The sequence below is a fragment of the Micromonospora sp. 067-2 genome (assembly GCF_046549295.1).
In the GTDB taxonomy this organism is placed as follows: domain Bacteria; phylum Actinomycetota; class Actinomycetes; order Mycobacteriales; family Micromonosporaceae; genus Micromonospora.
The window spans coordinates 1-18,785 of sequence record NZ_JAJPWB010000013.1 but is presented as its reverse complement, the minus strand read 5'-3'; the positions used below and the strand labels follow the sequence as shown (position 1 = coordinate 18,785).

Here is an 18,785-nt window from a genome sequence, read left to right as displayed (position 1 = left end):
TCTGCTGCGCACCGCTGTCGATCCACTCTCAGATCGCTATCGCCTGACCGGGGCGATCTGTGACCACCGGACTACTCTGCTGGAAGTTGCACGACTGAAGCGGGGGAGTAGATGCGGTTCGGGATCCTGGGGCCTCTGCGGGTCGGCGGTGGCGAGTCCACCGTCACCGCCGGGCGCGACCGGATCGTGCTCGCCATGCTGCTGCTGCGCACCGGCCGGCTGGTGCCGGTCGAGGATCTGATCGACGCGGTCTGGGAGGAGCAACCACCGGCCACCGCCCGCGCCCAGTTGCAGACCTGCGTGTCGCGGCTGCGGCGTCGACTCACCGAGCTGGGGCTGAGCGCCGGGACCATCGTCACCGACCCGGCGGGGTACGGCGTCCGCACCGCACCACCCGACCTGGATGCCGAGGTCTTCGCCCAGGCCGTGGAGGCGGCCCGTGCCGCCGTCGCGGCGAGTCGCCTGGTCGACGCCCGCTCGGAGTACCGCGCCGCCCTGGCGCTGTGGCGAGGGCCGGCGCTCGCCGGCATTGCGAGCCGCAGCGTCCGCCGTCGTGCCCAGATACTCGACGAGCAGCGCCTCACCGCCCTGGAGGAGTGCGTCGACGTCGAGTTGCGCCTCGGCCAGGCTGTCGAGCTGCTGGAGGAGCTGACCGAGAGCGTCGACCAGCATCCGCTGCGGGAGCGCCTGCGCGGCCAGCTGATGCTCGCCCTTTCCTCGGTCGGCCGGCAGGCCGACGCGCTCGCCGTCTACCGCGAGGGCCGGCGGATCTACGCCGACGAGCTGGGCATCGAACCGGGCGTCGAGTTGCAGTCACTGCACCAACGGGTGCTCGCCGGTGACCTGGCCCTGGCTGGTCGGGAAGCCCGACCGATCGCCCCGGTCCGCTCGCTGCCCCGGGCGATCGGCGATTTCATCGGCCGGCAGCAGACGCTGACCCGCCTGGTCAAGGAGATCGAGGAGGACGGAACCCGGATCCAGATGATCGACGGAATGGCCGGGAGCGGTAAGACCACGCTCGCCGTGCACGTCGCCACCGCACTCGCCGACCGCTATCCCGACGCGCAACTCTTCATCGACCTGCACGGGCACAGCGAGCGCCGACCGTTGACACCGACCACGGCCGCGGCGGCTCTGCTCCGCCAGCTCGGAACGGCCGCGGAGCGGATGCCGGAGAACCTCGACGACCGACTTGCTCTCTGGCGTACCGAGCTGGCCGGCCTCCGTGCCCTGGTGGTGCTGGACAACGCGGCCACCGCCGACCAGGTGGCACCGTTGCTGCCCAACGGCTCGCACTGCCTGGTCCTGATCACCAGCCGTCGTCGGCTTGTCGGGCTCGACGAGGGCCGGCCGTCGTCGCTGCCGGTGCTCGACGCCGATGAGGCGATCGAGCTGCTCGGTCGGGTGGCCGGCGTGGAGCGGATCGCCGCCGAACCGGAGGCGGCTGCCGAGGTGGCGCGTCGTTGCGGCCACCTACCGCTCGCCATCCGGCTGGCCGGCGCGCGGCTGGCGCACCGGCCTCGCTGGCGGGTCGCCGACCTCGCCGAACGGCTGGGCGCCGAGGCGGGCCCGTTGGCCGAGCTGGCCGCCGGGCAGCGCTCGGTGGGGCAGGCGTTCGCCCTGTCGTACGCGCAAGTCACACCGCCGGCGCAGCGCCTGTTTCCGATGCTCGGCCTGTACCCGGGCGGACGCCTGGACAGCCGGGTGGCCGCCGCACTCGCCGAGCTGCCCCTGGCCGACACCCAGGACCTGCTGGACGAGCTGGTCGACGCGCACCTGGTGGAGGAGGTGCAGCCGGGCCGGTACCGGTTGCACGACCTGCTGCGCGAGTACGCCCGGCTGCTGCTCGTTGGACCGGAGTGGCAGACGGAGCGCAGGGCCGCCCTGGAGCGGCTGCTGGACCATCACCTGTCCGTCACGTTGGCGATCGCCCGAACGATCGAGGCAGCGGGCAGTCGCCGCAACATCCCCGCGGACACGCCCCTCCGCCCCGATCTGCTGGCCATCCCGGGGGCCGAGGGGCAGGCGTGGTTCGAGGCGAACCACGCCGGGCTCACCGCTCTGATTCGGATGGCCGAGGAGGAGAACTTCCCGGTCCAGTGCTGGCAGATGGCTCGGGCCTGCTGGCGACTCAACTTCGACGGCGGGCACCTCGACGAGCTGATCGAGACCCACACGATCGGGCTTCGAGTGGCCGAGCGGCTGGGCGACGAGGCGGCCATCGCCATGATGCTGAACTACCTCTCGTCGGCGTACTTCCGGCTGGCCCGCTTTCCGGAGGCGATCAGGGCGATGGAGGTGGCGCTCACCCTGCGCCGCCGGCTCGGGCTGCGCGGCGATGTGCTCAGCACGCTATGGAACCTGGGCGTCTCGTACTCCGCGAACGGCGACCTCCGGCAGGGCAAGGCGAAGTTCGACGAGGCACTCGGCATGATCCGGGGGCCGGCCGACGCGCATGAACTGACCAATCTGTTGAACAACGTGTCCTACGCGTTGATCGGCTGGGGCCGGTACGACGAGGCGCTGCGCACCGCCCGGCTGCACCTCCTGTTGGCCCGGCAGACGAAGGACCTTCGGCAGACCAACAACGCGCTGGGACATCTCGCCATTGCCCGGCACCGGATGGGTGACCTCGGTCCCGCCCGCCGTCTGCTGCGGGTCGCGCTGAATCTCAAACGCCGGGGAGGCAACCGATTCGGCGAGGGGGAGTTGCTTAACGAAATCGGCGTGATGGAGTTCGCTGCCGGAGAGTTGGAACGTGCCGCCGCCCTGCACCGGGAAGCGCTGGTGGCGATGGTCGATGCCGGCGACCGGATCGGTCAGTGCGCCTCCCGCAATCTGCTGGCCCGGGCAATCCTGGAACAGGGGGACATTGCCAGCGCACTCGACCTGCACCGCCGGGTGTTCGCCGACGCCAGCCGGCTTGCTGCCCGCTATGAGAAGGCCCGCGCGTTGGCGGGCATCGCCCGCTGTGTACGGACCACCGATCCAGCGGCGGCCCGCGTGCACCTGAATCAGGCGCTGTTCCTGTTCCGGCAGATCGAGTCGCCCGACCAGCACGAGGTGGAACGGCTGCTGGCCGAGTTGGGCTGACGGATCATCTGCGAGTCGGCCACGGGCGCGGCAGGATGGTACGCGTGACGACTCCAGAGGCGACCGGTTACCGCATCGAACGCGACTCGATGGGCGAGGTGGAGGTGCCCGCCGAGGCGCTGTGGCGGGCACAGACCCAGCGCGCGGTGCAGAATTTCCCGATCTCCGGCCGGGGCATCGAGCCGGCCCAGATCAAGGCCCTCGCGCAGATCAAGGGCGCGGCGGCCGAGGTCAACGGCGAGTTGGGCGTCATCGACGCCAACGTGGCCGCCTCCATCGCCGCGGCCGCCGCGCACGTGGCCGACGGCGGCTACGACGACCAGTTCCCGGTGGATGTCTTCCAGACCGGCTCGGGCACCTCCTCGAACATGAACGCCAACGAGGTGATCGCCACCCTGGCGAGCCGCGAGCTGGGCGCTCCGGTGCACCCGAACGACCACGTCAACGCGTCCCAATCCAGCAACGACATCTTCCCGTCCTCGATCCACCTGGCTGCCACCCAGTTCATCGTGGAGGACCTGCTGCCGTCGCTGGCCCACCTCGCGTCGACCCTGGAGGCGAAGGCGGCGGAGTTCGAGACGGTGGTCAAGGCCGGACGTACCCACCTGATGGACGCCACCCCGGTCACCCTGGGCCAGGAGTTCGGCGGGTACGCCGCCCAGGTCCGCTACGGCGTGGACCGGCTGGAGGGGGCGCTGCCCCGGCTGGCCGAACTGCCGTTGGGCGGCACCGCCGTGGGCACCGGGATCAACACGCCGCTCGGTTTCGCCGCCGCCGTGATCGGCAAGCTGCGCGAGTCGACGGGGCTGCCGTTGACCGAGGCCCGCAACCACTTCGAGGCGCAGGGCGCCCGGGACGCGTTGGTCGAGGCCTCGGGGCAGCTGCGGACGGTGGCGATCGGCCTCTACAAGATCGCCAACGACATCCGCTGGATGGGTTCCGGCCCTCGCGCCGGCCTGCGCGAACTGCGCATCCCCGACCTCCAGCCCGGCTCGTCGATCATGCCGGGCAAGGTGAACCCGGTGGTCGCCGAGGCGATGCGGCAGGTCTGCGCCCAGGTGATCGGCAACGACGCGACGGTCGGCTTCGCCGGCTCGCAGGGCGATTTCGAGCTGAACGTCATGCTCCCGGTGATGGGTCGCAACCTGCTGGAGTCGATCCGGCTGCTCTCCGCGGTGAGCCGGCTGTTCGCCGACCGCCTGGTGGCTGGCCTTGTCGCGGACGCCGAGGTCTGCCTGGCGTACGCCGAGGGCTCACCGTCGATCGTCACCCCGCTCAACCGCCACCTCGGGTACGACGAGGCGGCGTCGATCGCCAAGGAGGCGCTGGCCAAGCAGACATCCATCCGCGAGGTGGTGATCTCCCGAGGTCATGTCGACTCGGGAAAGCTGACCGAGACCCAACTCGACGAGGCGCTCGACCTGCTCCGGATGACCCACCCCTGACCACCCGGACAAACCCGTGCTCGTTGTCGACGCGTACTCCTGGCGGCTCTTCGTGGTCGCGCCCCCGCGCTGACGCGACTGCCTGGCGCGCGACGGCGGTCAGGGTTCCGCGGCAACGTCGGTGACGTTGCTGCCTCGGCGCGGCGTGAAGCAGCAACTTCACCGACGTTGGGCGGATCTTGCGGGCGGCTCGGGTAAACGGCTCGACGGTGTCGCGCGGCGGCGGGATGATCCGGCCCGTGGGTGGAGATGGTGCGGGCCTGCCGCCGCGGACTGAGCGGTTGCGGATGCGGCGGTTGACCATGGGCGACGTGGACGCACTGGTCGAGCTGGACAGCGATCCCGAGGTGATGCGGTTCCTCAGCGGGGGTGTCGCCACGCCGCTGGCGCGGGTCCGCGACGAGCAGTTGCCGGGGCTGCTGGCGCAGTACGACCGGCATCCGGGGCTGGGTCGCTGGGCTGCGCACGACCGGGAGAGCGGGGAGTTCCTGGGCTGGTTCGCGCTCGACCCGTCGGCGGACGGCACCGAGGCCGAGCTGGGCTACCGGCTGCTCCGCTCGGCGTGGGGGCGCGGGCTGGCCACCGAGGCTTGCCGGGCCCTGGTCCGGCACGCCTTCGACACCGTCGGGGTGCAGCGGGTGTGGGCCGAGACGATGACGGTCAACGATCGCTCCAGGCGGGTCATGGCGAAGGCCGGCCTGCGCTACGTGCGGACCTTCCACCTGCAGTGGGACGACCCGATTCCGGGCACCGAGCATGGCGAGGTGGAGTACGAGCTGCGGGCGCGGGAGTGGGCCGCCCCCGCTCAGGAGCGGCCGGCGGCCCGACGGGCACGATAGGCGGTCACCGCGGCGCGGTTGCCGCAGCCGGCCTCGCAGAACCGCCGCGACCGGTTGCGCGACAGGTCGACGACCACGTTGTCGCAGTCCGGGTACTCGCAGATCCGCAGTCGGCTCAGCTCCCCCGCACGAACCAGGTCGGCCATCGCCATCGCCGCCTCCACCGCGATCCGGGTGGCCAGCGGCGCGTCGCGGGGCACGGCGTGCAGATGGTACGGCTCGTCGTCGTGCTCGATGAGCTGTGGCAGCGCCCGGTGCTCGAGCAGCAGGCCGTTGACCACGGCGACGACCTCGGCGGGCTCGCCGTACCAGATGCGGCGAAGCCGGGGGCGTAGCTCCCGGACGGCGCGCACCTCGGCGTCGGTGTGCTCGTGCCGCCCGCTGTAGGAGTGCCGGACGAAGAACGCGTCCAGCGCGGCGACGTCGGGCAGCAACTCGCCGTCCCGACCCGCGGTGTTGACCAGCGCGGCGGCGGCGATCAGCGAACATTCGGTGTCATGAGCGAACAGCACCTTGACTCCTGTCGCAGTGGCCCCCTAGCGTCATGAGCACAAGGATAGTTTGCTCATGACACCCTGTCGTCCCGAGGAGCGCGAGATGCAGTCACGACCCGCCGCAGGCGCCGCGCTGGCGCTGCTCTCCGCGGTCACCTTCGCCACCTCGGGCACCTTCGCCCGGTCGCTCATCGAGGGTGGCTGGTCGGCCGGGTCCGCCGTGATCGCCCGCGTCGGCATCGCCGCCCTGGTGCTGGCGATCCCCGCCCTGCTGTCCCTGCGGGGGAAGTGGCACGTGCTGCGGACCAACGCCACGGCCATCGGTCTGTTCGGGCTTCTCGGGGTGGCGCTGGCCCAGGTCTGCTTCTTCAACGCCGTGCGCTACCTGCCGGTCGGCGTCGCGCTGCTGCTGGAGTACCTGGGCATCATCCTCGTCGTGGGCTGGATGTGGCTGCGGCACGGGCAGCGTCCCCGCCGGCTCACCGTGGCCGGGTCGGTGGCCGCCCTGGCCGGGTTGGCGTTCGTGCTCGACCTCGCGGGCACGGCTGACTTCCACCCGCTGGGCGTGCTCTGGGGTCTGGGCGCGGCGTTCGGCCTGGCCGGCTACTTCGTGCTCGCCGGCCGGGTCGATCCCCGACTGCCCTCGGTCGCGTTGGCCAGCGGCGGAATGGCCGTCGGCGCCGCCACGCTGCTGATCATCGGGATGACCGGTCTGCTGCCGCTGCACGCCACCTTCGGTGAGGTGACCTTCGCCGGGCGACCCACCAGCTGGCTGGTGCCCATCGCCGGGCTGTCGCTGGTGGCCGCCGTCGTCGCGTACCTGTCCGGTGTCGCCGCCACCCGGATCCTCGGCCCGCGGCTGTCGTCGTTCGTCGGGCTGACCGAGGTGCTCTTCGCGGTGCTGATCGCCTGGCTGTTCCTGAACGAGCTGCCCACGGGCTGGCAGCTGTTCGGCGGGGTCCTGATCGTCGCCGGGGTCGCCCTGGTGCGCCTCGACGAGCTGCGCGGGTCGGAGCCGGCACCGGCGCCCGTCCGGCCCGAGCCCGCGCTGGCCGTCGACGGCCGGTGAGACAGTTGCCGACCACTGTCCACGATGGCCGATCTGCCGGCGGTGCTCGCCGATCTGGGCATCGACGCGGATGGTATCCGCGTCGAGCTGGGTGGATGAACGAGAGATTCACCGCCATAACGGGCGTTCACCTGGCGTAAACCTGTCATTTGCTGTGTGATGGCTGCCACGTCCCTCAACGAGAGGATCCGATGTGGTGAGCAAGCGCTTCACCGTCGGTGCCGTCGCGACCGCGGCTGTGCTGGCACTTACGGCGACGGGGTTGGGTGTACCGGCCAACGCCGCACCGACCAACTCCCGAACCTTCACCGTCGTCGCCGAGGACGGCGTCGCCGCCGACACGGCGGTCGCCGCCATCCGAGCTGCTGGCGGCACGGTGGTGTCCCGGTCCGACGAGGTCGGCATGTTCCAGGTGACCAGTGACCGGGCCGATTTCGCGGCCAGGGCGGTCGCCGCCCCGACGCTGATCGGTGCCGCCGAGCAGAAGGCCATCGGCCGCAAGCCGACGCTGGACCGGATCGAGCAGGAGCAGGTGCTGGCCGACACGGCCGCCGCCGGTGCCGCCAAGAAGGGCGCCAAGCTGGACCCGCTCGACGAGAAGCTCTGGGGTCTCAAGATGATCAGGGCCGACCAGGCCCGAAAGATCGAGCCCGGTGACCGTCGGGTGACCGTCGGCGTGCTGGACACCGGCGTGGACGCCAGCAACCCCGACATCGCGCCGAACTTCAACTGGGCGCTGTCGCGCAACTTCGCACCGGACCTGACCGACGTCGACGGGCCGTGCGAGGTGCCGAGCTGCCTCGACGCGGTGGGCACCGACGACGGCGGGCACGGCACCCACGTGGCGGGCACCATCGGTGCCGCCGCCAACGGCTTCGGTCTCTCCGGCGTGGCCCCGAAGGTCTCCCTGGTCGAGCTGAAGGGTGGCCAGGACTCCGGCTACTTCTTCCTCAACCCGGTCGTCAACGCCCTGGTCTACGCTGGCCGGTCCGGGATCGATGTGGTCAACATGTCGTTCTACGTCGACCCGTGGCTCTACAACTGCACCGCCAACCCTGCCGACTCCCCGGCGAGTCAGGCCGAGCAGCGGGCCATCATCAAGGCGATGAAGCGGGCGCTGGTCTTCGCCCACAACAAGGGCGTCACCCTGGTCGGCGCGCTCGGCAACAACAACGAGGACCTGGGCGCACCCCGTACCGACGTCTCCAGCCCGGACTACGGCGCCGACCCGTACCCGCGCCCGATCGACAACGAGAGCTGCTGGGACCTGCCCACCGAAGGTCCGCACGTGATCGGTGTGTCGTCGGTCGGCCCGTCCGGCAAGAAGGCGGACTTCTCCAACTACGGCACCGAGCAGATCTCGGTCGCCGCGCCGGGTGGCTTCGCCCGGGACGGCTTCGGAACCCCGACGTACAACACCCCGGGCAACCGGATCCTCTCCACCTACCCGCTGAAGGTGCTCCAGGAGGAGCCGATCTCCGCCACCATCCCGGACCCCCGGGTGGACGCCGACGGCAACATCGACCCGCGGGTCGCCACGCTCGTCTTCAAGCAGTGCAAGGCCAACGGTGAGTGCGGCTACTACACCTACCTTCAGGGCACCTCGATGGCGTCCCCGCACGCCGCCGGCGTGGCCGCGCTGATCGTGAGCCGCTACGGCAAGGCGGAGCGTCGGGGTGGCTTCGGCCTGTCGCCGGACCAGGTCGAGCAGCACCTCTACCGGACGGCGGCCGAGCACGCCTGCCCGTCGCCGCGGCTGCAGCAGTACCGCAATGAGGGCCGGGACGAGACCTACGACGCCTACTGCGCCGGTGGGCTCAACTTCAACGGCTTCTACGGGTACGGGATCGTTGACGCCTACGCGGCGGTGAAGACCCCGCTCAGGCCGAACGCCCGTCCGTAAGGCAACGCCTCGGGGCCCGGTCGACTCTGGTCGACCGGGCCCCCTCGCGTTCGCCCGGCTCGGCTGTGCGGGGCTCGCTGACTCGTGATCGACTCGAGTTCCTTGGAAGCGGGATGTCACCGACAAATGGATCGCGCAGACTCCAGGAATCCGAGTCGATCGTGGCAGACCAGCCGGGGGTGTCACCTACGCCACCCGCGAGCGGTCAGCGCGGTGCGCACCTCCTGGAGCACTGCCGGGAAGTCGGTGTGCAGACGTCGGCTGGTCACGTGCAGCACCAGCCACCCGGCACCAACAAGCAGGTTCAGTCGGCGGCGATCGCGGTGCAGTTGATCGGCGTCGGCGTGCCACTGCCCGTCGTACTCGACCGCCACCCGGTACTCCGGCCACGCCAGGTCGGGATGCAGGAGCACGCCGTCGGGCAGCCGGATCGGGTGCTGGGCGATCGGCCGCGGCAGCCCGCCGAGCACGAGCCGGACCCGCAACTGCGATTCCGGTGGCGACTGCGCACCCGGATCGGCAAGTGCGAAGACCCATTGTGCGCGCCGCCCGCCGGGCCGCTCCACGTTGCGCGCGGCCAACTCGACGAGCGTGTCACGCTGGATCAGGCCCTGCCCGAGCAGTGAGTCGACGATCGTGACCGCCCGGACCGGCTCCAGCCAGATGCTCGTCTCCCAGGCGGCCCGCCCGGGGTCGGAGCGGGGGATCCGGCCGTTCCGATCTCGGGCAGGTTGCGGTCCGGAGAGCACCGTTCCGCCGACCGGCCCCGCCATCGCACGGCCATCCGGTCCGACCACGGCGTCGCCTCGCCGGAGCAGTTGCCGTGCGAGGGGCACCGTCATTCCGACGACCGAGGGTTGCCCTGTCCCCGGTGGGTGCCCTGTGCCGGCTGGGCGCTGGATCCCTGGTGCCTGAGCAGGGCCGGGTGGGTGCCCGGCGCCGCTGGGACTGTGCCACGTCGCGTTCGGGCCCTGCGCGATGGAGGGCTGCCCTGATTGGGGCGGACGCTGCGCGCCCGGTGGGGGTGGGTCTGTGGTCGCGACGTCGGGCATCGGGGTGATGCTGTTGGTGTGCACGCGGAGGCCGCGCTGTGCGCCGATTCGCAGCGGCCGGGGCACGAGGACGTGCACGTCGTCGGTGAAGGCGGCGGCGTGTTCGACGCCGTGTAGGTAGGCCGCCGACGGGCCGGCGACCACCACGCCGGGCGGTAGCCGGAGAAGCGCGGCGCGACAGGCCAGGGCGTGGTCCCGGTCCAGCCGTGCGTCGGCATACACGTCGTGGCGTAGACGCAACCAAGCGGAGCTGCGCAGCTGATGCTCGGTGAGCAGGTCGTTCCGGATGGCGTCGGAGCCCCGAAAGACCTGCCAGGCCAGAGCGTCGGGGCGGTGTGGACGTGGCGGCATACCGAGCAGCCTGCCGACCGCCGTTCGGCCGCGGAAACCCCTGTGGACAACTCACCTCAACGTCCGGGCGACGCCTGTGGACAACCACGAGCCGGCCCGCCGGTCGTGGTATGGGCCGGCAATGATCCACTCGCGTTCCTGAAAGTCGGGCTGTCGTCGGCGCGCGGACACCGCGTTGTCCAGGAAGTCGAGTTGACCAATCGGGCGCGCAGGCAATCGGGCGCGGCGAGCAGGCAGGCGGGTGGTCCTGCGGTCAGCGGAGGGCGGCGGCGACGGCCGTGGCGGCGGCGAGCACCTGGGGGCCGACCGTGTCGACGTCCAACGGGGCGAGCGCGACCACGCCGACACTGGCCTCCAACCCCGGTACGCCGAGCACCGGCGCAGCCACCCCGTACGCCCCGGACTGCAACTCACCACTGCTGCTCACCGGTTCCGCCGCTCCGGACCGGCCGGCCAGGATGGCCCGACCCGCCGCGCCCCGGTCCAGCGGATGCCGCGCCCCGGTCCGGTACGCGACGTGAAACGACGTCCAGCTCGGCTCGACCACGGCGAGGGCGACACCCTCGCCGCCCTCGACCACGGTCAGGTGTGCGGTGGCACCGGCCTGCTCGGCGAGCCGGCGCAGCGCGGGCAGTGCCCCGTCGGCGAGCAGCGGCTGGGCGCGTCGGGCCAGGTGCAGCACCCCGGCGCCGAGACGGAGCCGGCCGTCGCCGCCGCGGCGCAGCATGCCGTGCCCGGTCAGCGGGCCGACCAGCCGGTAGACGGCAGCCCGGCCGATGCCGAGCCGATTCGCCGCCTCGGTGACGGTGAGTCCGCCTGGCGCGTCGGCGACCAGGTGCAGCAGCCGCAACCCCCGGTCCAGCGTCTGCGCCGTCTCGCCGGCACGGCCGGAGACCGCGTCCGCCTGGTCGCTGCCGGTGCTCGGGCCGGCGGGCGGCTCACCGGGGCGTACGGTCGCATCCACGCCTGGCAGCGTACGACCCGGCACCGGAGGACTCGGACAGGCGCGGACGGCTACCCTTGTACGGTGACGCTACGCCTGTATGACACCGCCACCCGATCGGTGCGGGACTTCGTCCCGCGGGAAGCCGGCAAGGTGGGGGTCTACCTGTGTGGTCTCACCCTCCAAGCTCCGCCGCACATCGGTCACCTTCGCTCCGGCGTCAACTACGACGTGCTGCGCCGCTGGTTGCTGACCGCCGGCTTCGAGGTCACCTTCATCCGCAACCTGACCGACATCGACGACAAGATCCTGGTCAAGGCGGCTGAGCAGGGCCGCCCGTTCTGGTCGATCGCGTACGCCAACGAGCTGATCCTCGCCGAGTCGTACCGGGCGTTGAATGTGCTGGCACCCACCTACGAGCCGCGCGCCACCGGGCACATTCCCGAGATGCACGAGCTGATCACGAAGTTGATCGCCGACGGGTACGCCTACCCGGCATCGGACGGGTCCGGCGACGTCTACTTCGACGTGGCCTCCTGGCCGGCGTACGGGTCGCTGTCGGGTCAGTCCCCGGACGCGATGCAGTCGGCCGGGGACGCCCCCGACCGGGGTAAGCGGGACCCGCGCGACTTCGCGCTCTGGAAGGGCGCCAAGCCGGACGAGCCGGCGGACGCCTACTGGCCGTCGCCGTGGGGGCTGGGCCGCCCGGGTTGGCACATCGAGTGCTCGGCCATGTGCTGGCGCTACCTGGGCCCGGAGTTCGACATCCACGGCGGCGGGTTGGACCTGACGTTCCCGCACCACGAGAACGAGATCGCCCAGTCCCACGCGGCCGGGCTGCCGTTCGCCCGCTACTGGGTGCACCACGGGCTGCTCAGCATCGGCGGCGCCAAGATGGGCAAGTCCGCCGGCAACGCTCTGGACCTGGGTTACGTGGATTCGCTCGGGGTGCGGCCGGTGGAGCTGCGCTACTACTACGCCGCCGCGCACTACCGCTCCGTGATCGACTACTCGGAGGACTCGCTCCGCGAGGCGGCCGTCGCGTACCGCCGGATCGAGGGTTTCGTGCTGCGGGCCGCCGAGCGGGTGGGCGCCGGGCATCCCGGTGGGCTGCCCGACGGCTTCGTCGCGGCGATGGACGACGACCTCAACACCTCGGCGGCGCTGGCCGTTCTGCAACAGCAGCTCCGCGACGGCAACACCGCGCTGAGCACCGGCGACGATGTGACCGTCCGCACCACGCTGGCCGCTGTACGGGCGATGCTGGATATCCTCGGGATCGACCCCCTCGACCCGGCCTGGACCGGTGGCGGCCGCTCGGACGATCTGCGTGCCGTGGTGGACTCCCTGATCGCGCTGGCCCTGGAGCAGCGCGCGCAGGCCCGGGGCCGTAAGGACTGGACCGCCGCGGACGCGGTACGCGACCAGCTGAAGCTGGCCGGCGTGGTGGTCGAGGACACCCCCCAGGGACCCCGTTGGACTATTGGAGAGCAGGACTGATGGCCGGCAACTCGCAGCGCCGTGGCCGGCGACTGACGCCGAAGGCGGGCGCCCCCAAGGGCACCGGCGGCAAGAACAAGGACTCCCTGGCCGGGCGGGGGCGCACCCTGCCCGCCGACGAGCGGCCGTGGCACAAGGGTTACTCGGGCACCGAGAAGCTGCCCCAGCGCACCGCCTGGAAGCAGGACAAGGAGCGCCGGGCGGCGGTCGAGGAGGGGCGTGCCCCCAAGATCGGTCAGCCGGGCAGCAAGGACACCACCTGGGGCAAGGGCGGCGGCCGAGGCGTTCCGGTCAACCGGGGTGGCACCGGTGCTCGAGGCGGCAAGCCCACCGGCCGGGGTGGCCCTCGCGTCGCGCCGGGGCGCAAGTCCAACCCGTCCAAGGACAGCCCGGAGCTGTTGGTCGGGCGCAACCCGGTCCTGGAGGCGCTGCGCGCCCTGGTCCCGGCCACGGCGCTCTACACCGCCCAGGGCATCGACATGGACGACCGGATCAACGAGATCATCCGGACCGCCGCCGACCGGGGCATCGCCAACCTGGAGATCAGCCGGGCGGAGTTGGACCGGATGACCGGCGGGGTGCTGCACCAGGGCGTCGGGCTCCAGGTGCCGCCGTTCGCGTACCAGCCGTTCGAGGACATGGTCGCCGCGGCGGTGGAGCAGCAGGCACCGCTGCTGGTCGCACTTGACGGTGTCACCGATCCCCGCAACCTGGGTGCGGTGATCCGGTCGGCTGCCGCGTTCGGCGCGCAGGGTGTCTTCGTACCCGAGCGGCGGGCCGCCGGAATCACGGCGACCGCCTGGCGGACCAGTGCCGGCGCGGCCGCGCGGGTGCCGGTGGCCCAGGTCACCAACCTGACCCGGTCGCTGAAAGCCTGCCGGGACGCCGGTTTCATGGTGGTCGGCCTGGACGCCGACGGCGACACGGACCTCTACAACCTGGAGGCTGCGGTCGGTCCGCTGGTGGTGGTGGTCGGCTCCGAGGGCCGCGGCCTGTCCCGGCTGGTCGGGGAGACCTGTGACCTGACCGTCAGCATCCCGATGATCTCCGAGGTCGAGTCGCTCAACGCCAGCGTGGCCGCCGCGGTCGCCCTGGCCGAGGTCGCCCGGCGCCGCGCGGTCGAGCTGTAACCACGTCGACGAGGCCCCTTCCCGCGGGAGGGGGCCTCGTCGCGTGTCTAGATCTGGTGGGTCCAGGCAACGAAGAGCAGCGCCCCGGCCAGCGCGATCAGCAGCGCGGTCGGCATCAGCCAGGGTGCGCGACTCTCCCCGTCCAGACTCCGGGTCAGCCGCTGATGCACGGCGGCGATGCCGATCAGCGCGGCCAGCCCGGCCGCGGCCATTGGTAGGCCCACGAGGAAGTGCGCCAGCCACGCACCGGCCCGGGTCGGACCACCCCAGGAGTTGGTGTACGGGCCGGGGTCGACCACTCCGTAGAGCACGCCGCGCAGCACCAGCAACACCTCGATTCCGAGCGGCAGCAGGGCCGCCGCACCGAGCAGCAGGCTGAGCAGGGCGTGGCCAAACACCGAGACCGTGCCGGGTCTCCGGCCGGCGGTGGCGGGCGGTGCCCCGAGCAGTCTGGAACGCAGGGCCCGCCAGCGTGTCGCAGCGGCACCGGCTCCACCGAGCGGGGTGGTGACCAGCGCGAGCAGGGCGAGCGGCACGAGCGCGGCGCAGTAGGCAAGGCTGCGGCCGGCCAGACGGGCCGTCCGGTACGGCCGGGAACGGGCGGTCGGGGACTCGGCGGGGCTGGTGGGCACGGCGGGGCTTGCTGGCGCGGCGGTCACGATGTCTCCTCGGGATTCGGGGTTGCCGTGACGCTACGAGCGCGGCCGGCCGTGCCGAATCACCCCGGAGAGCCACCTCCGCGCTGGCTCTCCGGGCTGAGAACCCATCGCGGTACGACGACAGGGGCGGCCCGCCGAAGCGGACCGCCCCTGTCGGTACGGCGTTACGTCAGATCCGGTTGCCGGTGGCGGCGTGGAAGACGTGGCTGCGGCCGGTACGCGGCTTGACGAACACGGTGTCACCCATGTTCGGCATGGAGCGCCGGTCGGTGCGGACGACGAAGCGCTCCGAGTTGCCACTCAGCGCGGCGTGACCGTAGACGTTGGCGTCCGAGCCGAGGTCCTCGACAAGCTCGACCACGACCGGCATGCCGCCCTCGGTCGGGCTGACCAGCTCGCAGTCCTCCGGGCGGAAGCCCACGGTGACCTTGCCGTCGCCGCCCTCGGCGCGGGCCGCCGCGACCTGCTCGCGGGTCAGCGGGACCTGCAGCTCGGCGAACTCGGCGCCGTTCTCGTTCAGCGCCACGGTCTTGATGTTCATGGCGGGCGAGCCCATGAAGCCGGCGACGAACACGTTGGCCGGGGTGTCGTAGAGCGCCCGCGGCGTGTCCACCTGCTGGAGCTCACCGTCGAGCAGCACCGCGACCCGGTGACCCATGGTCATGGCCTCGACCTGGTCGTGCGTGACGTAGACCGTGGTGACGCCCAGCTTGGCCTGCAGAGACGCGATCTGGGTACGGGTCTGCACGCGCAGCTTGGCGTCGAGGTTCGACAGCGGCTCGTCCATGAGGAAGACCTGCGGCTCGCGGACGATCGCCCGACCCATCGCGACACGCTGGCGCTGACCACCGGAGAGCGCCTTGGGCTTGCGGCTGAGGTACTCCTCCAACTGGAGCAGCCCGGCCGCCTCCTTGACCCGCCGGTCGATCTCCGACTTGGAGGTCTTGCGCAGCTTGAGGGCGAACGCCATGTTCTCGTACACCGTCATGTGCGGGTAGAGGGCGTAGTTCTGGAAGACCATCGCGATGTCGCGGGCCTTCGGCGGCAGGTGGGTGACGTCGCGCTGGTCGATGTAGATCGAACCGGCGTCGACGTCCTCCAGGCCGGCGAGCATCCGCAGGCTGGTGGACTTGCCGCAACCGGACGGGCCGACCAGGACGAGGAACTCGCCGTCGCCGATCTCGAGGTCCAGCTCGTTGACGGCGGGACGCTCTTGGCCCGGGTAGACCCGGGACGCCTTGGAATAGGTGACCGTAGCCATGGTGAAGCGCTTCCTTTCACCGGCAGGAACGTGCCGGACGATCCGAGTGAAGGAGCGACCGACACGGTGACCGTGCCGGTCAACGGACGGCGGTCGGTCGCGAGGGGCGGCCGGACCTTCGTCCGTGTTCCTGCACCGTAAACGGCTTTGCCCGCGCTGCCAAGGTGAGGGAGCAGTGGACGCCTACGCAAAACGGTCAGTCGGGCACGGGCGGACATCAATCGACGTACGGCCGGACGTACGAGCGTCGGGTTGGCGACGTTTCCCGTGCTCGGGAGGCCTGGCGAGCGGGATATCCGGATGTCACTCGCTATGCTGACCCCGACGCGCGCGCCCCTGTAGCTCAGCTGGCCAGAGCACTCGCCTTGTAAGCGAGATGTCGCCGGTTCGATCCCGGCCGGGGGCTCTTCATCTTCACCAGGCTCCTGCCGACGGGTACGGCCGCGAGCGGCCGGTTCGAGAGCCAAGAACCGTCGAACGGGTGAGACAGCAAGAGGCGTCATCCAGGTCGGGGTATTGATTCGCCCGATCTGAGATGATCTTTCGACCATCGGAAGGATCAGCGTTTCACGTCCCGGACTCCAACCGGGCGGGGCCAGCCGAAAGGCCGTTGACCGCCCGCCCGGCGTCTGCTTGGCTGCGTCGCAGTTGACCTTACGGGTCTCAATCCCTTACTGCGCTGGAGCATTCATGTCCCCCGTCGATGCCATCAAATCTGTCCTCTCCCAGTACGTCGGCTTCCGCGGTCGAGCTCGCCGGTCCGAGTACTGGTGGTTCGCTCTCTTCACCGTGATCCTCAGCATTGTCACCGGAATTCTGGACAGCGCGCTGGGGACCAAAATCGGCTCGGAACCGAGCTCCACCGGCGTCATCGGGCTCATCGTCAGCTTGGCCCTGCTGCTGCCGACCCTGGCCGTTTCGGTGCGTCGACTGCACGACACCGACCGCTCGGGCTGGTGGTTGTTCATCGCACTCGTGCCTCTCGTGGGGGCCATCGTCCTGATCGTGTTCTTCGTCAAGGAAGGCACTCGGGGAAGTAACCGGCACGGTGCCGACCCGAAGGACGCTCCCCACACCGCAGCCCCCAGCATCGCCTGACATTCACCATCGGGTGCTGCCCGCCGAGAGCGGAGCAAACCCGCGTACCGCGCGTAGCGCCCAAGATTTACGCAACTTCAGGGGTGTTGCCGCCTCCGACGCGTTCGAGGCAGCAACACCCCTGAACCTGTGCGGATCTTGCCCTGCGGATCCCCGTGGGCAGCGCAGCAGGAGGACGCGGCTAGCACGGCCCTATGCTCTGTCGGGGTGAGTCAGAGGTTGCCAGCGGATCGGGTGTACGCGAGCTGATGAGTCGCGCGGTGGAGGAGTCGAACCGGGCGATGCTGCGTGCCCGGGACGCGATGGACCGGGCGTACGCCGAACCGCTGGACATTCCGGCGCTGGCCCGGATCGCGCACGTCTCGGAGGCTCATTTCATCCGCACCTTCCGGGCGACGTTCGGCGAGACGCCGCACCGCTACCTGCAGCGCCGCCGGGTCGAGCGGGCGATGTCGTTGCTGATGGAGACCGGCCGGGACGTCACCGACATCTGCTTCGCTGTCGGCTTCGGCAGCCTGGGCACGTTCAGCCGGACGTTCCGGCAGATCGTCGGGGAGTCCCCGACCGACTTTCGCCGCCGCGCCGCGCCGGGCAACGTGCCGTCCTGCTTCATGAAAGCGTGGACGCGACCCAGCAGTTTTGGATAAGCAGCAGGTCAGGGTCTACGTCTAGCGTGATTGCCATGACGATGAACGCGATCAGCCGCTCCCAGATCTACGTCCTCGACCAGGATGAGGCACTCGACTTCTACGTGAACAAGCTCGGCATGGAGCTCAACACCGACCAGGACCTCGGCTTCATGCGGTGGCTGACGGTCAACCTGCCCGGCGACCCGGAACGCGAGATCCTGTTGGAGAAGCCGGGGTCGCCGGCGCTGGACCCGGCCACCGCCGCGCAGGTCCGGGAACTGCTCTCCAAGGGTGCGTTGGGCGGTTCCCTCTTCATGACCACCGACGACGCCCACAAGACCCACGAGGAGTTGGTCGCCAAGGGCGTCGAGATCACCGACGAGCCGACCGAGCGCCCGTACGGGATCGACTTCGGCATCCGGGACCCGTTCGGCAACAAGATCCGCGTCGGCCAGATGTTTCCGCGGGCCTGAGGGGAGCGGACCGATGACCCAGGTTGCGCCGACCGCGGTGGTCCGACCGGCCACCGTCGACCGGGATCGCGCTCTGCTGCTCGGTGGGGTGCTCGCCGGCCCGATCTTCGTAGCCTCCGCGCTGCTGCAGGGCTTCACCAGGGACGGCTTCGACTTCCGGCGGCACCCGGTCAGCGCATTGAGCACCGGAGGGCTGGGCTGGATTCAGATCGCCACGTTCCTGACCACCGGCGCGCTGTGCCTGGCCGCCGCCGTGGCGCTGCGGCGGTCGGCGTCGACCGGCTCGGTCTGGCTGCCACGTCTGCTCGCTCTCTACGGGCTGGGCCTGGTGGGCGCGGGGATCTTCAGCGCCGACCCGCTCGACGGTTTTCCGGCGGGCACTCCCCGTGGGGCCGGCCAGATCAGCTGGCACGGCGGTCTGCACTTCCTGGTGGCGGCGGTTGCCTTCGTGTCGCTGATCGTGGCGACGGTCGTTGGTGGCCGGCGAGCTGCGCGCCGGGGGGAACGCGGTCGGGCCGTGTACAGCCTGGCGACCGGGGCCTTCTTCGCGGTGACCTGGGTGGCGCTGATCGTCCGGCCGGCGCCGGCCGTCATGGTGGCGTTCGGCGTGGCGGTGGCGGCCGGGTGGCTGTGGGTGGCGCTCACCTTCGCCCGGGCGGCCGGCGGGCGGGCGGACTGATCCGTCGGTCGACGGACGGCGCGGGGTCGACCCCGCGCCGTCCGTCGTGGTGCAATGCAGGCCATGATCACCCGGCTGCTGTACCTGGCTCGGCACGGCGAGCAGGAGAACGCGGCGACCGAGTCGCCGGAGGCCGGCCTGTCGGAGCGCGGCCGGCGGCAGGCCAG

General features: G+C 70.9%; 16 protein-coding genes and 1 tRNA gene. 12 read left to right on the top strand and 5 right to left on the bottom strand.

Features of this window, described 5'->3' with window-relative positions; translation table 11 throughout:
• Positions 1-111 precede the first annotated feature (111 nt).
• The 3 genes from ACLJN9_RS27880 (at position 112) to ACLJN9_RS27870 (ending at position 5,377) form a co-directional block, all read left to right on the top strand.
• A complete protein-coding gene (locus tag ACLJN9_RS27880) occupies positions 112-3,093 on the top strand; it encodes a BTAD domain-containing putative transcriptional regulator (RefSeq protein ID WP_410814598.1) in 2,982 nt (993 codons plus the stop codon).
• Between the two features lie 35 nt (positions 3,094-3,128).
• The gene (locus ACLJN9_RS27875) at positions 3,129-4,538 is read left to right on the top strand and encodes a class II fumarate hydratase (RefSeq protein WP_410814597.1); all 1,410 of its coding nucleotides are present in this window, start codon (positions 3,129-3,131) and stop codon (positions 4,536-4,538) included.
• Between the two features lie 287 nt (positions 4,539-4,825).
• Positions 4,826-5,377: a GNAT family N-acetyltransferase gene (locus ACLJN9_RS27870; RefSeq protein WP_410814596.1), complete on the top strand. Its 552-nt coding sequence runs from the start codon at positions 4,826-4,828 to the stop codon at positions 5,375-5,377.
• Here ACLJN9_RS27870 and ACLJN9_RS27865 read toward each other — a convergent pair.
• Positions 5,344-5,889, bottom strand: a complete 546-nt coding sequence (locus ACLJN9_RS27865) for a CGNR zinc finger domain-containing protein (protein WP_410814595.1) — start codon at positions 5,887-5,889, stop codon at positions 5,344-5,346. The genes ACLJN9_RS27870 and ACLJN9_RS27865 overlap by 34 nt on opposite strands.
• A gap of 85 nt (positions 5,890-5,974) precedes the next feature.
• Between ACLJN9_RS27865 and ACLJN9_RS27860 the strand changes: the two genes are divergently transcribed.
• Both ACLJN9_RS27860 and ACLJN9_RS27855 read left to right on the top strand, forming a co-directional pair.
• A complete protein-coding gene (locus ACLJN9_RS27860; protein WP_410814594.1) occupies positions 5,975-6,940 on the top strand; it encodes an EamA family transporter in 966 nt (321 codons plus the stop codon).
• A 196-nt stretch (positions 6,941-7,136) separates the two neighbouring features.
• A complete protein-coding gene (locus tag ACLJN9_RS27855; protein WP_410814593.1) occupies positions 7,137-8,843 on the top strand; it encodes a S8 family serine peptidase in 1,707 nt (568 codons plus the stop codon).
• 182 nt (positions 8,844-9,025) lie between these two features.
• Here the strand turns inward: ACLJN9_RS27855 and ACLJN9_RS27850 are convergent, their stop codons facing one another.
• Both ACLJN9_RS27850 and ACLJN9_RS27845 read right to left on the bottom strand, forming a co-directional pair.
• Positions 9,026-10,246 carry a DUF559 domain-containing protein gene (locus ACLJN9_RS27850; RefSeq protein ID WP_410814592.1) on the bottom strand — a complete coding sequence of 407 codons (1,221 nt, stop codon included), beginning with the start codon at positions 10,244-10,246 and terminating at the stop codon, positions 9,026-9,028.
• A 253-nt stretch (positions 10,247-10,499) separates the two neighbouring features.
• A complete protein-coding gene (locus ACLJN9_RS27845) occupies positions 10,500-11,210 on the bottom strand; it encodes an IclR family transcriptional regulator (protein WP_410814591.1) in 711 nt (236 codons plus the stop codon).
• A gap of 63 nt (positions 11,211-11,273) precedes the next feature.
• On the opposite strand from ACLJN9_RS27845, the gene cysS reads away from it, so the two are divergent.
• Both cysS and rlmB read left to right on the top strand, forming a co-directional pair.
• A complete protein-coding gene (cysS, locus tag ACLJN9_RS27840) occupies positions 11,274-12,689 on the top strand; it encodes a cysteine--tRNA ligase (RefSeq protein ID WP_410814590.1) in 1,416 nt (471 codons plus the stop codon).
• On the top strand, positions 12,689-13,819 hold the full coding sequence (rlmB, locus tag ACLJN9_RS27835) for a 23S rRNA (guanosine(2251)-2'-O)-methyltransferase RlmB (RefSeq protein WP_410814589.1): 1,131 nt from the start codon (positions 12,689-12,691) through the stop codon (positions 13,817-13,819). The genes cysS and rlmB overlap by 1 nt, the downstream gene beginning before the upstream one ends.
• A 47-nt stretch (positions 13,820-13,866) precedes the next feature.
• Here rlmB and ACLJN9_RS27830 read toward each other — a convergent pair whose 3' ends face one another.
• On the bottom strand, positions 13,867-14,478 hold the full coding sequence (locus ACLJN9_RS27830; RefSeq protein WP_410814588.1) for a hypothetical protein: 612 nt from the start codon (positions 14,476-14,478) through the stop codon (positions 13,867-13,869).
• A gap of 169 nt (positions 14,479-14,647) precedes the next feature.
• Positions 14,648-15,739, bottom strand: a complete 1,092-nt coding sequence (locus tag ACLJN9_RS27825) for an ABC transporter ATP-binding protein (protein ID WP_410814587.1) — start codon at positions 15,737-15,739, stop codon at positions 14,648-14,650.
• Between the two features lie 332 nt (positions 15,740-16,071).
• Here ACLJN9_RS27825 and ACLJN9_RS27820 point away from each other — a divergent pair.
• From ACLJN9_RS27820 to ACLJN9_RS27800, 5 genes are all read left to right on the top strand, one after another.
• Positions 16,072-16,145 (top strand) — tRNA-Thr (locus ACLJN9_RS27820).
• Between the two features lie 284 nt (positions 16,146-16,429).
• Positions 16,430-16,837, top strand: a complete 408-nt coding sequence (locus tag ACLJN9_RS27815) for a DUF805 domain-containing protein (protein WP_410814586.1) — start codon at positions 16,430-16,432, stop codon at positions 16,835-16,837.
• A 248-nt stretch (positions 16,838-17,085) separates the two neighbouring features.
• Positions 17,086-17,484 (top strand): helix-turn-helix domain-containing protein, encoded by a 399-nt coding sequence (locus tag ACLJN9_RS27810; RefSeq protein ID WP_410814585.1) that lies wholly within the window; start codon positions 17,086-17,088, stop codon positions 17,482-17,484.
• A 35-nt stretch (positions 17,485-17,519) separates the two neighbouring features.
• Positions 17,520-17,939 carry a VOC family protein gene (locus ACLJN9_RS27805; RefSeq protein ID WP_410814584.1) on the top strand — a complete coding sequence of 140 codons (420 nt, stop codon included), beginning with the start codon at positions 17,520-17,522 and terminating at the stop codon, positions 17,937-17,939.
• 13 nt (positions 17,940-17,952) lie between these two features.
• Entirely contained in the window at positions 17,953-18,618 is a 666-nt protein-coding gene (locus tag ACLJN9_RS27800) for a DUF998 domain-containing protein (RefSeq protein ID WP_410814583.1), read from the top strand.
• The last annotated feature ends 167 nt before the right edge of the window (positions 18,619-18,785 follow it).

Excerpts from the sequence above, each read along its gene's own strand:
- ACLJN9_RS27880 (WP_410814598.1), top strand. The coding sequence starts at position 112 with ATGCGGTTCGGGATCCTGGGGCCTCTGCGGGTCGGCGGTGGCGAGTCC.
- ACLJN9_RS27875 (WP_410814597.1), top strand. The coding sequence starts at position 3,129 with ATGGTACGCGTGACGACTCCAGAGGCGACCGGTTACCGCATCGAACGC.
- ACLJN9_RS27870 (WP_410814596.1), top strand. The coding sequence starts at position 4,826 with ATGCGGCGGTTGACCATGGGCGACGTGGACGCACTGGTCGAGCTGGAC.
- ACLJN9_RS27860 (WP_410814594.1), top strand. The coding sequence starts at position 5,975 with ATGCAGTCACGACCCGCCGCAGGCGCCGCGCTGGCGCTGCTCTCCGCG.
- ACLJN9_RS27850 (WP_410814592.1), bottom strand. The coding sequence starts at position 10,246 with ATGCCGCCACGTCCACACCGCCCCGACGCTCTGGCCTGGCAGGTCTTT.
- rlmB (WP_410814589.1), top strand. The coding sequence starts at position 12,689 with ATGGCCGGCAACTCGCAGCGCCGTGGCCGGCGACTGACGCCGAAGGCG.
- ACLJN9_RS27825 (WP_410814587.1), bottom strand. The coding sequence starts at position 15,739 with ATGGCTACGGTCACCTATTCCAAGGCGTCCCGGGTCTACCCGGGCCAA.
- ACLJN9_RS27815 (WP_410814586.1), top strand. The coding sequence starts at position 16,430 with ATGTCCCCCGTCGATGCCATCAAATCTGTCCTCTCCCAGTACGTCGGC.
- ACLJN9_RS27810 (WP_410814585.1), top strand. The coding sequence starts at position 17,086 with ATGAGTCGCGCGGTGGAGGAGTCGAACCGGGCGATGCTGCGTGCCCGG.
- ACLJN9_RS27805 (WP_410814584.1), top strand. The coding sequence starts at position 17,520 with ATGACGATGAACGCGATCAGCCGCTCCCAGATCTACGTCCTCGACCAG.
- ACLJN9_RS27800 (WP_410814583.1), top strand. The coding sequence starts at position 17,953 with ATGACCCAGGTTGCGCCGACCGCGGTGGTCCGACCGGCCACCGTCGAC.